The 17,789-nt window shown below is 60.9% G+C and carries 13 protein-coding genes and 1 pseudogene; 5 read left to right on the top strand and 9 right to left on the bottom strand.

What is annotated here, in order from left to right; genetic code table 11:
* Positions 1 to 138 precede the first annotated feature (138 nt).
* From NLY44_RS13630 to NLY44_RS13605, 6 genes and pseudogenes are all read right to left on the bottom strand, one after another.
* Positions 139 to 930: a substrate-binding domain-containing protein gene (locus NLY44_RS13630; protein ID WP_023668012.1), complete on the bottom strand. Its 792-nt coding sequence runs from the start codon at positions 928 to 930 to the stop codon at positions 139 to 141.
* Positions 931 to 988: 58 nt separating this feature from the next.
* A complete protein-coding gene (locus tag NLY44_RS13625) occupies positions 989 to 2,866 on the bottom strand; it encodes a methanol/ethanol family PQQ-dependent dehydrogenase (protein ID WP_023821880.1) in 1,878 nt (625 codons plus the stop codon).
* Positions 2,863 to 3,645, bottom strand: coding sequence for a heme-binding protein (locus tag NLY44_RS13620; RefSeq protein WP_023804835.1), 783 nt, complete (start codon positions 3,643 to 3,645; stop codon positions 2,863 to 2,865). The genes NLY44_RS13625 and NLY44_RS13620 overlap by 4 nt, the downstream gene beginning before the upstream one ends.
* 273 nt (positions 3,646 to 3,918) lie before the next feature.
* A complete protein-coding gene (locus NLY44_RS13615; protein WP_023804836.1) occupies positions 3,919 to 4,968 on the bottom strand; it encodes a chemotaxis protein CheB in 1,050 nt (349 codons plus the stop codon).
* A 135-nt stretch (positions 4,969 to 5,103) separates the two neighbouring features.
* Positions 5,104 to 6,072 carry a manganese catalase family protein gene (locus NLY44_RS13610; protein WP_023681124.1) on the bottom strand — a complete coding sequence of 323 codons (969 nt, stop codon included), beginning with the start codon at positions 6,070 to 6,072 and terminating at the stop codon, positions 5,104 to 5,106.
* 367 nt (positions 6,073 to 6,439) lie between these two features.
* A pseudogene (locus NLY44_RS13605) lies at positions 6,440 to 9,591 on the bottom strand (GAF domain-containing protein).
* Positions 9,592 to 9,811: 220 nt separating this feature from the next.
* On the opposite strand from NLY44_RS13605, the gene NLY44_RS13600 reads away from it, so the two are divergent.
* The 4 genes from NLY44_RS13600 (at position 9,812) to NLY44_RS13585 (ending at position 12,660) form a co-directional block, all read left to right on the top strand.
* The gene (locus NLY44_RS13600) at positions 9,812 to 10,066 is read left to right on the top strand and encodes a hypothetical protein (RefSeq protein ID WP_023804838.1); all 255 of its coding nucleotides are present in this window, start codon (positions 9,812 to 9,814) and stop codon (positions 10,064 to 10,066) included.
* A gap of 128 nt (positions 10,067 to 10,194) precedes the next feature.
* Positions 10,195 to 11,253 carry an alpha/beta fold hydrolase gene (locus tag NLY44_RS13595; protein ID WP_023804839.1) on the top strand — a complete coding sequence of 353 codons (1,059 nt, stop codon included), beginning with the start codon at positions 10,195 to 10,197 and terminating at the stop codon, positions 11,251 to 11,253.
* 19 nt (positions 11,254 to 11,272) lie between these two features.
* The gene (locus NLY44_RS13590) at positions 11,273 to 11,803 is read left to right on the top strand and encodes a DUF1003 domain-containing protein (protein ID WP_023681128.1); all 531 of its coding nucleotides are present in this window, start codon (positions 11,273 to 11,275) and stop codon (positions 11,801 to 11,803) included.
* 242 nt (positions 11,804 to 12,045) lie between these two features.
* Positions 12,046 to 12,660: a response regulator gene (locus NLY44_RS13585; RefSeq protein WP_023804840.1), complete on the top strand. Its 615-nt coding sequence runs from the start codon at positions 12,046 to 12,048 to the stop codon at positions 12,658 to 12,660.
* On the opposite strand, the gene NLY44_RS13580 is transcribed toward NLY44_RS13585, so the two are convergent.
* The 3 genes from NLY44_RS13580 to NLY44_RS13570 form a co-directional block, all read right to left on the bottom strand.
* Entirely contained in the window at positions 12,622 to 12,798 is a 177-nt protein-coding gene (locus NLY44_RS13580; protein WP_023687819.1) for a hypothetical protein, read from the bottom strand. The genes NLY44_RS13585 and NLY44_RS13580 overlap by 39 nt on opposite strands.
* Positions 12,799 to 12,988: 190 nt before the next feature.
* On the bottom strand, positions 12,989 to 13,225 hold the full coding sequence (locus NLY44_RS13575) for a DUF6894 family protein (RefSeq protein ID WP_023668023.1): 237 nt from the start codon (positions 13,223 to 13,225) through the stop codon (positions 12,989 to 12,991).
* A 19-nt stretch (positions 13,226 to 13,244) separates the two neighbouring features.
* Positions 13,245 to 14,180: a Crp/Fnr family transcriptional regulator gene (locus NLY44_RS13570; protein WP_245260109.1), complete on the bottom strand. Its 936-nt coding sequence runs from the start codon at positions 14,178 to 14,180 to the stop codon at positions 13,245 to 13,247.
* A gap of 212 nt (positions 14,181 to 14,392) precedes the next feature.
* Here NLY44_RS13570 and NLY44_RS13565 point away from each other — a divergent pair, with 212 nt between their 5' ends.
* Complete coding sequence (locus tag NLY44_RS13565; protein WP_023804841.1) at positions 14,393 to 17,722, top strand: DEAD/DEAH box helicase; 3,330 nt, start codon at positions 14,393 to 14,395, stop codon at positions 17,720 to 17,722.
* The last annotated feature ends 67 nt before the right edge of the window (positions 17,723 to 17,789 follow it).

Below are 17,789 nucleotides of genomic sequence, written 5' to 3'. Positions count from 1 at the left end.
GTCCGCCGGGCTCCAGCGTGGTCACAGGCGTCGGCTGCTCGCCCGATCCGAGCGCCGATTGCGGGCGCGTGTCACGTTCCTCGCGCTGGCAGGCAGCGAGCGCCAGGACTGGAAACAGGAGCATGGCCACAACGGCTCTCATCGCACCGGGCTCCCCGGGGCATCGAGGCGCGGCACGCCATACTGTGACAGCAAGGCATCTATCTCGACCTTGTGCCTGGACAGGGCGCCATTGACATCGCCGCGCAGCGCATCGTCTTCGCGGCGGACGCCCATCGAGATGTCGTAGATCATCGGCAGTTGCGGTCCGTCGATGCGGGGCGCAACCGGCGTGATGCGGAGCGGCACCTTCTGCCTGGCGGCGAAGTAGCCGGCGAGGGGGCCCCAGACCACGGCAAGGTCGATCTCGCCACTCGCCACCGCTTCGACGATGCGCGCCGGCGGGTTGGGGGCGGAATAATCGCCATAGACCGGATAGCCAACGAGGTGCCCGACGATACCGCGGCGGCCAAGCGCCTGGACCGGAGGCGAATTGGCGCCATCGTCGCCGATGAGCTGAACACCGATCCGCATGTCGCGCAGCCGCGGATCATTGAACGATGCTACGTCGGGGCCGTCCCTGCGGGTGACGAAGACATAAGACGATCGGTAGTAGGGCGTGGTGGTGCGCAGCATTTCGAGGTTGCTCGGCGTGCCCGGCACGAGATCGCATAGACCGGCCTTCAGCGTGTTTCGGATGAAGCCGCGGCGCTGCGCCCACCAGGTATAGGTCAGCTTCGCGCCGAGATCGGACGCAACGATTTCGGCGATCCTGTTCTCGAAGCCCTGACCGGCCGCGTTGGAGAACGGCATGTTGTTCGGATCGGCGCAGACCCTCAGCTCACGTGCGTCGGCTGTGGCCGTCAAGAACACGAAGGCGATGGCGGCCATGCCGATCACCAGCCGTTGACACGCCTTTCGCGCCGGACCTACGGTCAAGTACAATCCATCAAGGCAGCCGGAACACATAAAGCGTGCCTCCCGAGGTTGTCGCGTTCTTCAGATCCTTCATGGCATTGACGAAACCGAGCGCGGCGGTGGCGTCACGCGGATCAAGATCGCCCGATACAATGGCGCCGGCCCAGCCGCCGACGCCTGAGAGGATGGCGACATACTGGTGCCCGTCGGGACCGCGATAGGTGATGGGCTGGCCGATGATCCCGGACGAGGTCTTGAACTGCCAAAGCAGGTCTCCGGTCTTGGCGCTGACCGCCTTGAACCAGCCTTCCATCGTGCCATAGAAGACAACGTCGCCGGCGGTCACTACCGCGCCGCTCCACACCGGGAAATTCTCCTTGAGGCTCCAGGCCGGTTTCTCCGCGGCGATGTCCCAGGCGGTGAAGGCGCCGCGATTGCCGCCAGGCCCTGGTATCATGCGGACGTTCATGCCCACATAGGGCGTGCCGGCGATGTAGTTCACCTCGACGCCTTCTTCATCCATGCACAGATTGTTGTGCGGGATGTAGAGCAGGCCGGTCTTCGGCGAGAACGCGGAAGGCTGCCAGTCCTTGAGGCCAGACGCCGTCGGACAGATATCGCGAACGACCTTGCCGGTGCCGGTCTTCTTGTCCGGATTTACGATCAGTCGACCGGTTTTCAGGTCCACACCTTTGCTGGAGTTTACGGGACCAAAGGGTTTTGCCGACAGCACCTCGCCGGTTGTCCGGTCGAGGATGTAGAGATAGCCGTTGCGCTCCGGCCGGATCAGCACCTTGCGCGGCTTGCCCTGCCAGGTCATGTCGAGCAGGATCTGCTCGTTGATTCCGTCATAGTCGTGGAGGTCGTGCGGGCTCCACTGATAGAACCATTTCGCCGCGCCGGTGTCGGGATCGCGCGCGAAAATGCCAGACGTCCACTTGTTGTCGCCCGGCCGCAAATCCGGATTCCATGGTCCGGGATTGCCGGTGCCGTGGAAGATCAGGTTCAGATCGGGATCATAGGAAATCCAGCCCCACATGTTGCCGCCGCCGATCTTCCAGGCTTCCGGCGGCCACGTCGTGACGCCAAGATCCTTGCCTTTGTCCATGTCGTAGTGCGGCTTGAAGTCCGGTCCGATCAGCACGTCCTTGTCCGGCCCGGTGCTATAGGCGATCCAGACGACATGACCGTCGCCGGCGTCGAGCGCCTTTACCCAGCCGCGAACGCCCATCTCGCCGCCGGAATTGCCGACCAGCACTTTGCCCTTCACCACAAGCGGCGCCATGGTGATGGTCTCGCCGATGTTGATGTTGCCGATATGAGTGTTCCAGATCGGCTTGCCCGTGTTCGCATCAAGGGCAATCGTGTGGCCGTCCAGCGTATTGAAAAAGATGCGCCCGTCGGCGAATGCCACCCCGCGGTTGACGACGTCGCAGCAGGCCACTCCCTGTGCCGCCGGCTCGGGATTGGGTTCGTACTTCCACTTCATCGGGGCGCCGGGCTTGGAGAGATCGAGCGCATAGACGAAATTGGGAAAGGGCGTCACGATATACATGGTGTTGCCGACGACCAGCGGCGCTGCTTCCTGGCCCTTGTTCACGCCTGTCGAGAACGTGAACGCGACCTGCAGGTTCTTGACGTTGCCTTCATTGATCTCGGAGAGTTCGCTGAAGCGCGTCGACGCGTAGTTCTTGGCCGGCATCGTCCATTGGCCGTCATCGGGTGGCGAAGCTGCGGCTGGCGGTACGATCGCTGGTGTTTTAGGAGGCTCGGACGCAGCGCCCAGAAGCAGCAGGCAGGCGAGCAGCGTCACCAGAAGGATAGCGCCAAAGGAATTCCCGGCTGCCAATTTGCGGGTACATCGTTCTACGTCAACGCGCGTTAATGCCAACTGCGGCATAGCTTTCATTTATTGATCGAGCCTCCCACGCCGGCGCCGAGTTCGGCCGCGATGTCGGCCTCCGTTCCGGCACAAAGCGGATGGCCCCAGCCCGAAGCGCTTTTGCCGCCGGGGTCCAGATCGTAGACAATGGCATCCTTGCGATTTGGATTGACGCCTGCCGGGACCTTGTCGAAGCCGAGCGCCGCGCGGATACGCCAGGCCACATTGTGATCGGCGCATGAGGAGTCGCCTGAAACGCCGAGGCCGCCGACAATGCTCTTGCCGTCGTAGAGGGCAAGCCCGCCGCCAAACACCACGACGCCTCCGATCGGCTTGCCGACGAGCGGGTCGCCGGCGCTTCCGAACGTTTTGGGATCGCCCGTATAGGCCGCGGCCTGGTTGACGGGATTGGTCTCCTGCAGGCCAAATAGCGGCCCGCCCGGCTGCACCCCCGCATAGAGATTGGCCGTAGAGAGGGCCATCTGAGCCAGGCTGAGACCGTTGGCCGTGTTGGCTTTCTCCGCTGCTATGAGCCGACTTCCCGGCCATTGCGAGTCGGGGGTGGGGCCGCTGAACGCAATCGCGCAGACAGTGCCGTCACGGGCAACGATGGCTGCCCATTCGTTGGTTTCAAAGCCGCCATTGGCTGGTCCGCCGCTTGCCTTCACGTTGGCTTTGAGGGCTGCAAGCAGCTTATCGTGATCGGCCGGACAGGCTTCCTGCGCCATGGCCTCGTGCCCGTGGAACAGGCCACCCATCAGCAACAGCAGGCCAAAAAGAGGTACGAAAAGCTGCGAGCGATACATTGTCCTGGCATTCGTTTACAAAACAAGGACCACCCCGGCAGACCGCAGAATGCGAGGATACGTCCAATGGGTCAGTGCCTAACTCGCGTAATGCTTCTATGTTCCTGCTTTGCATAAAATTCATGCGGTTGGATTTGGGTGCAGGTGTTCAATCAAAGCATGGGACCTGGATACCCGTGGCCACAGGCCAAGCGGTGAGGCAAAGCGGCTGATCCAGGAAAATGCGATCGGGATGGCGCAGACGCACCCGCCCTGACAAACGCTGTTGCCTTGTCACGGCGTTCGACGATGGATGATCTCTTCAATAAGTTTCGCGTCGGCTTCGTATTCCGCGGCCCGCGCAGCCATTTGGCTGGCTAGGCTGTGTCTTTCCCGCGCGGCTTCGCGTTTTGCCGTACGTTTCGCCAACTCAGCCCGCTGCTGGTGCGCTCTTAAAAGGCTCCAAAGAGCCTGCTCCGCATCGTCAGCCTGGGCCTGCATCAAAACGTCTGCTCCGAACGCATGTCCGGTGTGGCAGCGGTAACGGGTAATCGGCCCGTCTTCTATCTCCCATAGGGGGCCATGACATTCGGGGCAGACAAATGTCGAGGGGGTGCCAAGCTGGCCTTCGGTCAATTCCATTGTGCTGTGCTCCTGAGCTGCAATCGCTGCCTCAAGGCGGATGCCGGACGGGATTTCTGGTGTCGGTCCTGCGATTTCGGAAGCAAGCCTGTGCAACAGGCCAGCCATTTCGGACAGAGGGACGCAATGGTCGATTTCCACATTCTGCAAGGCGCTCAGCGGCATGTCGGGTACTGCGGCGTCGCCGGGGTCCTGGACTACGCTGACGCCTCCGCACATCTTGATTGCGTGCAGGCCGGCGGTGCCGTCGGAGAGGCTGCCTGTGAGCACGACGCCGATCACGCTGCCGCCAAAGCTGCAAGCGGCCGATCGAAACAGAGGGTCGATGGCGGGGCGCGCCAGGTTCTCTCGCGGCCCGCGCCGCAGCAGCATATGATCGTCGTGTAACAGAAGGTGAGCTCCCGGCGGTGCAACGAAGATGTGCCCGTTTTTAACCTTCATGCCGTTGGAGGCATTTGCAACGGGCATGTTGGCAGCGCGACCGAGAATGTCGCCGAGGTAACTCGTGGGACCAACGTGCTGTACGATGAGGAGAGCCGCCGGAATGTCCGACGAAAGATCGCGGACAAGTCTCTTCAGCGCGTCGACGCCGCCGGCCGATGCTCCGATTGTCACGATGCACCGGTTCTCGCAACCGTCGGGACGGACCTTGTCCGGCTGGCCCGCACGCTCCGAATCTGATCGTGGTGCGGCGGTGGCCATGATTGCTTCACCCACATTCAGCACAGATGTCGATGCGAGCGCTCCGGCCAGACCGCTGCTGGTCGGATGCCCTGCCTTCGTCGGTGTTAGCTTCCGGCCGCATCGCGGAACATAGATGCCCGCGCCGGCTCTGTACTAACGCCTACGTGCGCGTTTGACGGCAGCCTCTGCCACGGCCGGGGCCTCCTGAATGCTTGCCGCGCCGCCGAAATCGGCGTTCTTGGTACGGCCAGCTCCCGGGCCAGCCCCTAGATCAGCGCCTGTTGTCGGATCGGAAGCCGGATCGGAAAGCGTACGGTCGGCCATCCTGGCCACCACCTTCATGTCTTTGGCCCCCAGCTTGACAGTTGCCAGGCCGTCTCCGCCGTCGACGGGCATCACCTCTTCAAGGTCATCGATCCGATCCCACTCTTCGCCGGAATTCCATGGGCCAGCGACATCGCCGTCGCCTTGAGAGGTGTTGACATACATGCTGGCGTACTTCTCTACGCCTGGGAGCTTGCCGGAAGGGAAATTGTTTTCTATCGCGTAAAGTGCTTTCTCAAACGACTTCTGGTGCGCGATCTCGCGCGTCATCAGGAAGCCGAGCGCGTCCTTGATTCCCGGATCGTCGGTGATGTTGATGAGGCGTTCGTAAACGATCTTGGCGCGGGCTTCGGCGGCGATATTCGACCGCAAATCCACCGTAGGTTCACCGCGCGAGTCGACATAGGCCGCAGTCCAGGGAACGCCGGCTGAGTCGCACAGCGCGGGAGCGCCGCCGAACAGAATTGATTCCTTGGCTGTTGTGCCGCTGGCGCCGATCATCAGGTAAAGGTCGGCTTCCTTCATTTGGCCCTCGGCCAGCTGTGCCTTAAGCCCCTTGTTGAGCATGGTGACGATTGATCCCACCACTTCGAGATGGCTGAGTTCTTCGGTCGCAATATCGAGCAACATGTCACGACGGCCAAGATCGTCCTCGCCAAGCCCTTGCGTGAAATAGCGCATGGCCGCTGCAAGCTCGCCATCGGCGCCGCCGAACTGTTCCATGATCATGCAGGCCAGGCGAGGATTCGGCTCCGAGACGCGAACGGTGTATTGCAGGCGCTTGTTGTGCATGAACATGGACATCTCTCCGGTTAGATCATCCGAACATCCCGGCAAGTTGATTGTTCCATCCGGCCATCGGCCAGCGAGCATTTTTACGGCAGCTTCAGTGTTGAGCATGGCAGGGAGCCAGAGGCGGCATTTATTTCTCCGACCGGTGACCGGCGGCAACGAGACTTCGATCGTGCTGCGCCATCACAGCAATGAGCAAGGCCGCGGATGGGCAAGAGGTAGACAAAATCTGGAGGGATACTGGCTCGGAAAAGTGAAGCCGGGCCATATTAATACGATGTCGGTGTCGACACCTTCGGCCCGTTTCGCCGCACACCTTACGCGGCAAACGCCGGGTTCGGTCACACGGCGAGCGTCGCGGGCTGTTGCCCGTTCACTTTCGATCCAGCACCTTCCGGACTTTCTCTGCCAATTCGTCGATCGTGTAGGGCTTGGTCAAAAGTTCGGTTCCGAAATCGAGCGTGCCGTTGTGGACAATCGCATTTCGTGTGTAGCCGGTGGTGTAGAGCACTTTTAGCGACGGGTGCATTGTCTTGACCTGATCCACCAGCTCCCGGCCCGACATCTCCGGCATCACCACGTCGGTGAACAGAAGCGACGGCACTTGCCCGCTTTCGACGGCCACCAGCGCTTCGCGTGGACCTTGCATTTCCAGCACGGAGTAGCCCAGTTCCCGCAGCGCTTCCGCGGCCATCAGCCGGACGCGATCTTCATCCTCGACAACCATGATGATCTCGTCTGCACAGCCGGGGTGCTCGCCTGCCACGACGTCGATTTGGCTGTCGAGCACGCCGTGGTGCGAGCGCGGCAAATAAATCTTCAACGTGGTTCCGACGTCTCGCTCGGAATAGATCTTCACACTGCCGCCGGACTGGCGAACAAAACCGTAGACTTGGCTGAGTCCCAGCCCGGTGCCTTTGCCGACCCCCTTGGTGGTGAAGAACGGATCGAAGGCTCTTGCGACAACATCAGCAGTCATGCCCGTTCCTGTATCGGTGACCGCTATCATCACATACTGGCCGGAGGGGATCGCGTTCTCCCTGGCATAGCGCTCGTCGATGTGGGCGTTTGATGTCTCGATCGTCAGCTTGCCGCCAGCAGGCATGGCATCCCTTGCGTTGACGCAAAGGTTGAGCAGCGCGCTTTCCAATTGCCCTGCGTCGGCCTCGACATGCCATAGGCCCGCGGCGAGCACGGTCTCGATCTGGATGGTCTCGCCAAGCGTCCGGTTCAGCAATTCGCTCATACCGGAGACGAGGCGATTTGGATTCAGCCGCTTCGGCGCCAGTGGTTGCTGGCGGGAAAAGGCGAGCAGTCGCCTGGTAAGTTCTGCGGCACGTTGTGCTCCATCGATCGCGCCGGTTACGAATTGGTGGACGTTGGTATCGCCGTTTCTGAGCTTGCGCTGCACAAGGTTCAGGCCGCCGATGATGACGGCCAGCATATTGTTGAAGTCATGCGCGATGCCACCGGTGAGCTGTCCGACAGCTTCCATCTTCTGGGCTTGGCGCAGGTGCTCTTCTGCTCTGGTACGTTCGGCAACTTCGTCTCTGACACGTTGTTCGAGCGTGCCGTTGAGTGTCTGCAGCGCCTTGAACAGTCGGGAGTTGTCGATGGCCGTCGCGGCATGGCCGGCAAGCCCCAGCAAGGCCGCTTCTTGCTGTTCGGCGAACACGCCGGTCTCTGAATGACCAAGGAAGAGGCCGCCCAGGACCTCGCCCGAACGCGAGACGACCGGCACGGCGAGATAGGAACGCACCGGTAGATGGCCCTCCGGCATTCCCTTGCGGGGCCAGTTCTTGCCGTAGCGCGGATCGGTGAGGATATCGTCGGAACGCACCACGCTTGTTCCGCGGAAAGTGGGCTCGAACACCGCGGTGTTGCGCGGCATCGGAAAGTTTTCGAAAGCAGAACGAGGTGCCCCCGACAGGGCGTAGAGCACATAGCTGTCGCCCTTGTCGTCGATCACATTGTAGAAGAATGCTCCGAATTGTGCGCCCGACAGCACCACGCCGGCATCGGTTACCGTCTGGACAATTCGCTCCACGTCAAGCTCGGCCGCCACGGCTGCCGCCGTAGCGTTCATCAACTGAAGCTGATGCTCCACCCGCTTTCGCGCGGTGACATCAACCACGGTGCCGATGAAGCGGATCGCACGGCCGGACTGGAAAAGCGCTTCCCCCGTTGCGGCAATCCAGCGCTCCTTGCCATCCCGAAGGCCGATCGTCCGGTATTCGATGTCGTAGCGGGAGGGGTGCCCGGCGCGAGCGACTGGCGTACGGCCTCGTCGGCCCGTGCGCGATCTTCCGGGTGGAGGCCCGCCAGGAAGGCGCTTTCATATGTCACCTCCGCGTCCGGCGGCAAACCAAAAAGGGCTTTGCACCGGTCGTCCCAACGCAGCACTCCGCTGATGGGATCGTAATCCCAGGTGCCAATAGCGGCCGCGTCGGTGGCAAGCCTCAGCCTCTCCTCGCTGGCCCGTGCCGCCTGTTCCGAGCGAACGCGCTCGATGTGAGCCCAGGACCGCTCCGTCACCTCGGTCAGCAAGGACAGTTCGCGTTGCGACCAGACGCGGCGCTGCTTGTCGTGGATGGCCATCAGGGCAGTCAGTCGGCCTTGTTTGACCAAAGGCATACAGATGGTTGCCGTTATCCCGATATCCTGAAAGGTCTTCGCTTCCTCGGGAGCAATTTCCTCAAGGTTGTTGTTGATGATAAGCGGCTTGTTGGCGCTGAGGTTGGTGACAGCCAGGCGGCCGAAATCGGCAAGACTGTAATATCCCCTGATGCTGGGCGAGCCAGGTGCGCTCCAATCGCCGCGGATGGTGAAATGGTCTTGGTCCTGCTCCATGTCGGCATAGGCGCAAATCGAGACGCCAAGATGTTCGCCGAGGAGCCGAGTGGTGATCTGCATGACAGCATCGGCGTCGGCCGCGAGGGCTATCTCCCTGCCGAGGCGGTCGAGAAAAGCAAGGCGTTCGGCGTTCTCACGCAGGGCCAGTTCGGCGCGAAGGCGTTCTATCGCCGTACGCGTCCGGTCCGCGACTGCCGAAATGAGGGCTACTTCCTCCGTCGCCCAGCGTCTGGGCGCGGAGTGGTTCAGGTATAACAGCGCCACCAGCCCGCCATGCTCGGTAACGGGCATGTTGATGACGGATTGGGCGCTGATGGCTTTGAGTGCCTCCGCATGGCTGCTGGTTCGCGGATCTGTCTCGGCGTTTTCAAAGACAACGGTTTCGCCTCGCTTCAAATCCTCGATATACGAGCCGTAGTTCCTGAAATTCAGCGTCCCAGCCAGGCTTTTGATGCCTGGCGCGTTCCAGTCCCTTTCAATGGTGATCGTTTCTTTCTCTAGATCGATCGTGCCGTATCCGGCTCGGCTGATGCCAAAATGGTTCCCCAGCAGTTCCGCGGCTGCGTAGGCCAGTTCTGCGGGATCCGTAATCTCGCGAATACGGTCGCCCAGCGCTGCCAAAAGCTCGAAGCGCTGCAGTTCAGATCGCGGATTGCTCGAAGTGGCCCCCATTTCGCCCCCGTTTTGCCCGGACTTAAATGCAGTCTGCGGCCAAGAGTTCCCCGCAGGACGGCAGTTTCTTTGGCGGGCCGGTCAGCCGAACACGCCGCACCGGTCATAGGTTAATGACAGCTTGGCGCGCTGTGGCGGATAAAGGGGAAACCGGCGGGCACTTGACGAGCTCCCGCTGGCTGGGTGCCCGAACCGCACTTCACTCGTTTGGAGACGTTTGATGCTTGACCTGCCCATTCTTACGAATACGGACGCTCTCTATCCAGACGACCTGAAAACGCTTCGGTCGGTCTTCGACGCGCTGTGTGAGGAATTTGAGATTTCGTCGGACACTACCGCGGCAGAATCCATCGCGAGAGAGCTGGTCAGACTTTTCCAGACCGGGATGAGGGAAGCGGCCATGCTGATGATTGCCGTGCGCGCACGTTGGCAGGGTGATTGGAAAATGGGAGGCAGCAGTGCTGCCCAGGCTTAACGGTCCCAACTCCATGGAGAAGGCCTACTTTAGCCGCTTGAGCCGGTTGTACAGCGTTGTCTTGTCTGGCGGAACAAGCTTTCGCCCCGAGAGTTGGGGTCGGCAGATAGTTTCCAACAGGCACGGGCATGGCGTTCGACAGAGATGGACCGAAACTCGCGACCGGGTTGCTCGCGGCCTCGTTGGCGGCGCTGGCGGCATACAACGCCATCCGCGCCAAACGTGCGATTGCCGGCCGGGCATGCGGACGTGTGATGGAGATCGATGGTGTGCGCCTGCATTTTATCGAAGCCGGAACCGGCATGCCGCTGCTTCTCCTGCATGGCAATGGATCCATGGCGGAGGATTTCAAGTCGAGCGGCATCTTCGATGAGGCGGCAAAGACCTATCGGGTGCTTGCATTTGATCGTCCCGGTTTTGGGCGAAGCTCACGGCCGCGCGGCCGGCGTTGGTCCGCTCGCGACCAAGCCGACCTTATACATGCCGCCGCCTGCGGGCTGGGTATAGAGAAATACCTCGTGCTTGGACATTCCTGGGGAGCTTGGATCGCCCTCGAATTGGCGCGCAGGCATTCTCCGTCGGTCGCCGGCATCGTGCTGGTCTCGGGCTACTACTATCCGCCACCGCGGCTGGATCTTGCACTGGCCGCACTCCCTGCATTGCCTGTGATCGGCACCGCGTTTCGTCACACCTTGCTGCCGCCGCTTGTAAGGCTTGCTTGGCATTGGGCAATGGAGAAGATCTTTAAACCCGCCGTCGTCGCCGGCGACTTCGCCGCACTCGCCAAAGATGTCGCCAGCCGCCCTTCCCAATTGCGGGCGGTTTCTCTGGAGACAGCATCGATGCTGGCCGCGTCCTTGTTGGGAAAGGCCAACTATAAGGACATTGCCGTGCCCACCGGCATCATGGCGGGATCCGGGGACCGGTTGTTCGACGCGCAACGCGATGCACGACGCTTGCACGCGGAAGTCGGTGGGTCTCTCCTTGAGGTGGTTCCGGGCGCCGGCCATATGGTTCATCAGAGCGCCCCGCAGGCAGTGGTCGGCATGGTGCACACTATTGCAGGAGGGCACGCCTTGTCCCAAGGGGGCCGTCGGCAGCGACCCAAGTCTCGTGCCGTCGAGTTCAAGGCAGATCCGGCCTCGCGGGAGCCACCGGCGATAAGCGACGCCGCTTGCACGGAATGATCTCCAAACGGGGCTTTCAATGAGCGACCAACGTCCAGCCGACATGCAGTCGGTGCTCCACCAGAACATACAGGCCCTGGTGGAGCACAGGCGACAGCAAGAGGAGCACCAAGGCGTTCAAGCGTGGGTCGCCGGCGCCGTTTCGCGCTTCGCGGGAAGCATGACTTTCGTCTATCTGCACCTTGCAATTCTTGTCGTCTGGGTCCTCGCGAACCTTGGCGCGATACCAGCCGTCCCAGCTTGGGACCCGACTTTCGTGATCCTAGCCATGGTCGCCTCGGTTGAGGCAATCTTCCTGTCTACTTTCGTGCTGATCAATCAGAACAGAATGGCCGCACACAGCGAGCGGCGAGCCGAACTGGATTTGCAGATCAGCCTTCTGAACGAACATGAAACCACGCGGCTGATCGAGATGGTGGCTGCCTTGACGGCGCGTCTGAATATCTCGACCCCGGCCGACAAAGAGCTGCCGGAACTCGCCGAGAATGTGGATCCCCAAAAGGTGATGACGCAGATCCAGCAAGCTTCTGGAGATCAGGAGAACGCTTGATCAAAGCGACCTCGTTGGCAACGGTTAAGCGTCGGCTACAACCTGTAATTCAGCCTCATTGTCCAAGGCTGTCGAAGCAGCTAAGCCGGTGTCGGCCTTTTCCAGGGTGGCTTCCCGACGTCACAAGTCCGCCGCGCAATCGAGGCAGCGTAGAGCTTCGATACCAACAGGCTGCTGCGCGTCAGATGGAACCAAGTTGACGCCGAACTCGTATTAGCGGTGGCGGCTTGGGGAGATTCCGGATGAGCGAAGGTGCTGTTCTGATCGTCGAAGATGAGACAATGATCCTGCTCGACCTCGAGTCAGCTTTGGAGGAGGCCGGCTTCCAGGTCGTCGGCACTCGGAGTGCCGCCGAGGCGCTGGCGGCTTTCGACCCCGATCCGACCAAGTTCAAGGCCGTGCTCACGGACATCCGTCTGGGAGCAGGACAGTCGGGGTGGGAGGTCGCTCGGCACTTGCGAAGGTCCAACTCGACCATCCCGGTTGTCTATATCAGTGGCGACAGCGCGGTACACTGGGGAGCGGAAGGTGCCCAACAGCATAATGATCACCAAGCCCTTTTTTCTGCCGCAGATCGTAACTGCCGTTTCTCAACTTTTAAACGCGCAGCAAGGTGCAGAAACTCACCTCTAGGAATCGGACCGCGGCTCCACGAAACCACCGAACATTCTTTCTTCGGCCAATCGGCGCCGTCCGGCGTAAAGCGTTCGCGTCTGCTTGGGTCAAATGTCGGCGGCCTCAACCAGATGTCGACCTCAGCTCCTTTCCCTCGCCACCGGCTCGCATCCACTCGGAAGCCCTCCCGAAAGCAGGGGCGCTCATTGGTTGAGCTTTCGGTCGAGTTCATCAAGCAATGACCGATGCTCGCTGGGCATGTCCGCATCTGTCGGCAGATCCAGCAACTGGCGAAGCTGGCGACGATTGGCGTCCGATGAAATCCACTCCCGTATGAGGCGGGCTATGACCTTTTGTTGTGCCTTGCCGATTTCTTCCATGTTAGATTCCGGGCTTGTCCGTTGGACGAACTCGGCGGCTCTTTGATGGTTCCCTGTCCTGTACACAAATCGAGGCACAATCTATGGGCAATGCATGTCGCTCAAAAGTGGCCTGGTTTTGAGACACGACATGCCAGTGGATGTTTGCAGTCCCAGTCCGCTCGCCTAACGCTGCGCGTAGAGTGCAAATTTATACGTTCGATTTTACCCGAAGCGAGAGGCTCAGCCGCAAAATCTTGGCGCCGTTTTCATCACGCACTTCGATAAACAATTGCTGCCCGTCGACGCTCTTCAGTGACTCTCTCGTGAGGTCGACAAGGCCCTCGAATCCCGCGCGGCGGACCTCTTCGAGGCCAGCGCATTCGACACCTATTTCGTCCTCGAAGATGAGATCGCCATCGCCGCTGTCGAAGAAAAATCGTGCCATCGGAGAGCTTCCGTCACTGCTAATCTGCGGGGTTCCTTTGGTGCAGGTAGGTCGTGTCGAAATCTCCTGCGTGAGTGAGGCCAGCCCAGTCCAGTGCGTGAACTTTTGATCCCGAGGTGGCAATGAGGCCTCTGCGTCGTAGTTCCTGGAGCATCCGGTTGACGTGGACCGTGGACAAACCCAGCGCATCGCCAAGGGCCGCCTGTGTAATGGGGATATCCGCCACGTGATCCTCAATGCGCCCCATGGAGCGCAAGCGAAAAATCAGTTCGCACAGGATGTGAGCCATGCGGGTGTATGCCTCGCGTCTTCCCACATTGATGACCCACTCCCTATAAATCGCGGCATCTATCAACGTCGACCGCCAAAAAGCGGTGGCGATGCGAGGGTGCTGGTCGCAAACGGCACGCAGGGTGTCATGCCGCATGAAACCTATTCGCGCCGGCGTAAGGGTCGAGAAGTTACAATCCATGACCGACAGATGCAGCCCATGCAGATCAGGAATGTCGCCGGCGACGAAGAATGATGTGATTTGTCGCTTTCCTTCGCCCGTATGTTTGGTGGAACCGACCAAGCCATCAAGAACGACAAACGAGTAAACAGGACGGTCGCCCTCACGCACCAGATCGTGGTTGGCCAAATATTCCTTCTCCTGGATCGGAATGCCTTTCAGAACGCCGATGTCGGCCTCTCGAAGATCCGAGATGGTCTGAAGCTTGCGAATGAGTACATCCGAGGATGAGGTGGGGAACAAATTGACTACCTGGCTGATGTTGGTGATCGAACTATTATCCGCGCCAAAAGTTCCGACTGGCATGGGGACATATGCGCGGCGGCAGAAGGCGCCGCCGTGCGGCATGGTCCCATGCCTGGAGCGTTTTGCCAGCGTCGAGCGTGGTTGAAGATCCCGGAATGATCGAAGCACCAGTTTTTTAGGACAGCCATAGGTGAGCAAGGCAGCAATGCATTAACCTATGACATAGGCTCGGCTAGAAATTTTCCCGCTGGGCAGCCAGCCCCAGGAGTTCGCCGATCACGGCGCAGCTTTGACCCTGTCGCTCCGCCCATTCAAGGGCTGCACCCGCAGCCCGTCCTGGAACTCTTTGATGCGCCACCAGGAACGGGGTGGCTCCGCTGACGTTGTCTCAGTGGCAAGGTGAGATTTCAGTGAACAGGCATATTTCGCGGACGGATGTCGAACAAATCGATCACACGGATGACAGCGGGTCTGCGATAGGGCACGGCGGACCGCCATCCTCAGCAATCGCGGTAGCGCTGGCCCGTGGCCTGGAGACCAGTCGGGACAAGCACATCATCCATATAGCTCCCTCGGAACGCAGTGCCGAGGAGATCGCCGGCGCCTTGCGTCAGTTCCTGCCTGACGCGGATATAATCTTGCTGCCGTCCTGGGATTGCCTGCCTTACGACAGGGTGTGGCCCACACGCGCCAATATGGGGCGAAGGCTTCGTGCGTTGCGTGAGATCGCAACGAAGCCGGATCGCCCGCGCATCGCTGTAATGTCGCTCGAAGCCATTCTGCAGCGGGTGCCGCCTGCTCCGGTCATCGCTGGCGGTTTCACAATTCTGGAGGTGGGACAAAAGCTCGACCGTGACGATTTCAGAACCTGGTCCGAAGCCATTGGCTATGTCGTCGACGAGAGGGTCGACGAACCGGGTGAGATAGCCTTTCGGGGCGATCTCATCGATATTTTCCCTGCTGGCGCGGATGGCCCCGTTCGCGTCATCGTTGATCCCGATGCCTGCATCCGGCAGCTCAAGACCTACGACCCGCTCAGTCAGCTCAGCGATCAGGTTCGAGACTCGGTTACGGTCGGACCGGCATCCGAGCTGATCTTTAAAGCTGGTGAGCATCCTGAGCTGACAGCGATGCGCGCGACGTCGATGGAAGAGCGCCTGGTCGCATCGTATGGCGCTATGCCGTCCGTCTTCGATGCGGCTTCCAGCGCCTCGATCTCCTTCCTTGAAGGGACCGACGGGCAGCCGCTCGGCAGAGTTCTGGATCTGGTCGAGGATGCACGTCGTGCCAGGCAGGAGGCAGCCGGAACGAAAAAACCTTTGCCGGGACGATTTTACCTATCCCGTGAAGAGTGGGACGCTGCTCTGCTTAACCGCTGCTGCGTGAGACTTGCCGTTTCTGCCGTGGGAGTTCCCAAATTCTTCCGCCAGGCCCGACCCGGGCATGATTTCGCGGAATTCGTCACAAGGCAGACGAGCGCCGGAGTCAGAGTAGTGTTCACCGGCGATGCCTCTGAATTGCAGCGAGCAGATCGCCTGCTCGATAGGAGACTAGGCCGGCGGGCAGAGGAAGCGGCCGACTTGCCGCAAATCCTTTCGGCCGCAAGGGGCTCTCTTCTCAAGGCTGAATTCGTCCTCGACGAAGGGTATGTCGACGCGCAATCCAATATCGCCGTGGTGGCCGCATCCGACCTGTTTGGTCCCGCGTTGAAGGCGAACGGGAGCGCGACCACGGGCATACTCGAACCCGAGTTGCGCATTGGCGATGTCGTCGTCCATGAAGACCATGGCCTGGGCGTGCTCGCCGCGGTCGAACAGGTCGAGTTGGCTGGCCAGCAACAGGATGTCGTCAGACTGGAATATCATGGCGGGGCTTCCTTGCTGGTTCCGGTCGACGACTTTGGACGAATATGGCGCTACGGCTCGGAACCGGAGGCAGTGTCCCTTGATCGCCTCAACGGCGAGGGCTGGCCGAAGCGACGCGAAGCTGCGTTGCGCGAGATCGACAGGCTGGCCAAACGCCTCTTGAGTCTTGCCAAAATCAGGTCCAGCCAGCCTGCCAAGATCATGAAGCCCTCCCGCACGGAGTTGGCCCGTTTTGCGGCGAGATTTCCCTATACGGAGACGCCCGACCAAGCGGCCGCCATCCGCGCTGTGCTCGATGATCTTTCGTCGGGAAGAACAATGAACCGGCTCGTCTGCGGCGATGTCGGCTTCGGCAAGACAGAGGTCGCCCTGCGTGCTTGCGCCGCCGCCGCTCTCTGCGGGAAACAGGTTGCTATCATAGCACCGACAACAGTGTTGGCACGACAGCACTATGAGACGTTCAGCCGCCGCTTCGCAGGAACCGGCCTGCAGGTCGCCCACCTTTCTAGGATGGTCGGGGCTGCGGAGGCGAGAGCGGCAAAAGAGGGTCTGCGGAGCGGCCAGGTTACGGTCGTTGTGGGTACTCAGGCCCTGGCGTCCAAGAGCGTCACCTTCGCCAATCTTGGACTGCTGGTGATCGACGAGGAGCACCGGTTCGGGGTCAAGTTGAAGCGGGCCTTGCGGACCATGACGCCTCGCCTCCATACGCTGAGCATGAGCGCCACACCGATACCCCGGACGCTGCAATCGGCGTTGTCGGGCATCCAGGACGTCAGCGTTCTAAACTCTCCGCCCGCCAAAAGACGTCCCGTTCGCACGATCTTGGCAGCGTTCGATCCAGCATCGGTGCGCGCGGCCCTTCTGCGTGAATTCCACCGGGGTGGACAGAGCTTTTTCGTGGTCCCGCGGATCGAGGATATTGCCCCGGCCTGTGACCAACTGAACAGACTTGTGCCGGAACTCGGGGTCAAGACGGCGCATGGTGAAATGAAGGGGAGACAGCTGGACGAAGTCATGGTCGGATTCGCCGACGGTGATGGCGACATTTTGTTGAGCACCGACATCATCGAGAGCGGCCTCGATGTGCCGCGGGCCAACACCATCATCGTTTGGCGCCCCGACCGGTTCGGTCTGGCGCAGTTGCACCAGCTGCGGGGCCGGGTCGGAAGGGGGGCGGTGCAGGCCGTAGCGTTTCTTCTGACCCAACCTGGCGTTGAACTGGCCGAAGGCACCAAGGCCCGGCTTTCGACGATGCTTGCGCTCGATCGGCTCGGCTCCGGCCTGGCAATCAGTCAAAGAGACCTCGACCTGCGTGGCGCCGGAGATCTTTTCGGCGAAGACCAGGCCGGGCATATGAAGCTGATCGGAGTGGGCTTGTACGAGCACTTGCTGGAGCGGGCGGTCTCGGCGGCTGGCGGAGGGGCCGACTTCGGCAAGCAACTTGCCGAGATCAATGGCTCGGGAAAGGGGGCTTTTCCCGAGAGCTATGCCGACGAGCCTACGGTGCGCGTTGGCCTCTATGCGCGGCTCTCCCGCATCCGTTCGGAGCCGGACCTCGATACATTCAGCGAAGAGCTCGAGGACCGCTTTGGAGACATGCCTGGCGAAGTAGCCCTTTTGCTGGAATTTACCAGGTTGCGAATAGCAGCGTCGGAATTGGGCGTCGGCAAAGTCGATGTGGGTCCCGAGGCTATCGCGATCACCCCTCGGTACAAGCCGTCGGCGTCCCAATGGCGGAACAGCAAGGCGTTGGGCCTGGACTACCGGAAGGGCCGCCTGATTTTCAGGCCGATCCAGCCCAGCGTCTCAGGCATCGATGCGGTTCGCTTAGCGCTTGATGCCCTACGCGCAGCCCAGCCAAAGCACGAGATCTGACGAGCCTTTTGTCTCCTGGGGCCATCGGTGCGAATGGTGCACTGTGGGCGGCCGTGCGTTCGCAGGG

The organism is Mesorhizobium sp. C089B (assembly GCF_030323125.1).
In the GTDB taxonomy this organism is placed as follows: Bacteria; Pseudomonadota; Alphaproteobacteria; order Rhizobiales; family Rhizobiaceae; genus Mesorhizobium.
This window is presented reverse-complemented; position numbering and strand designations above follow the sequence as displayed.

Coding starts and splice junctions, on each gene's coding strand:
- NLY44_RS13625 (WP_023821880.1), bottom strand. CDS start 2,866: ATGAAAGCTATGCCGCAGTTGGCATTAACGCGCGTTGACGTAGAACGA.
- NLY44_RS13595 (WP_023804839.1), top strand. CDS start 10,195: ATGGCGTTCGACAGAGATGGACCGAAACTCGCGACCGGGTTGCTCGCG.
- NLY44_RS13575 (WP_023668023.1), bottom strand. CDS start 13,225: ATGGCACGATTTTTCTTCGACAGCGGCGATGGCGATCTCATCTTCGAG.
- NLY44_RS13590 (WP_023681128.1), top strand. CDS start 11,273: ATGAGCGACCAACGTCCAGCCGACATGCAGTCGGTGCTCCACCAGAAC.
- NLY44_RS13630 (WP_023668012.1), bottom strand. CDS start 930: ATGGCCGCCATCGCCTTCGTGTTCTTGACGGCCACAGCCGACGCACGT.
- NLY44_RS13610 (WP_023681124.1), bottom strand. CDS start 6,072: ATGTTCATGCACAACAAGCGCCTGCAATACACCGTTCGCGTCTCGGAG.
- NLY44_RS13580 (WP_023687819.1), bottom strand. CDS start 12,798: ATGGAAGAAATCGGCAAGGCACAACAAAAGGTCATAGCCCGCCTCATA.
- NLY44_RS13585 (WP_023804840.1), top strand. CDS start 12,046: ATGAGCGAAGGTGCTGTTCTGATCGTCGAAGATGAGACAATGATCCTG.
- NLY44_RS13615 (WP_023804836.1), bottom strand. CDS start 4,968: ATGGCCACCGCCGCACCACGATCAGATTCGGAGCGTGCGGGCCAGCCG.
- NLY44_RS13620 (WP_023804835.1), bottom strand. CDS start 3,645: ATGTATCGCTCGCAGCTTTTCGTACCTCTTTTTGGCCTGCTGTTGCTG.
- NLY44_RS13600 (WP_023804838.1), top strand. CDS start 9,812: ATGCTTGACCTGCCCATTCTTACGAATACGGACGCTCTCTATCCAGAC.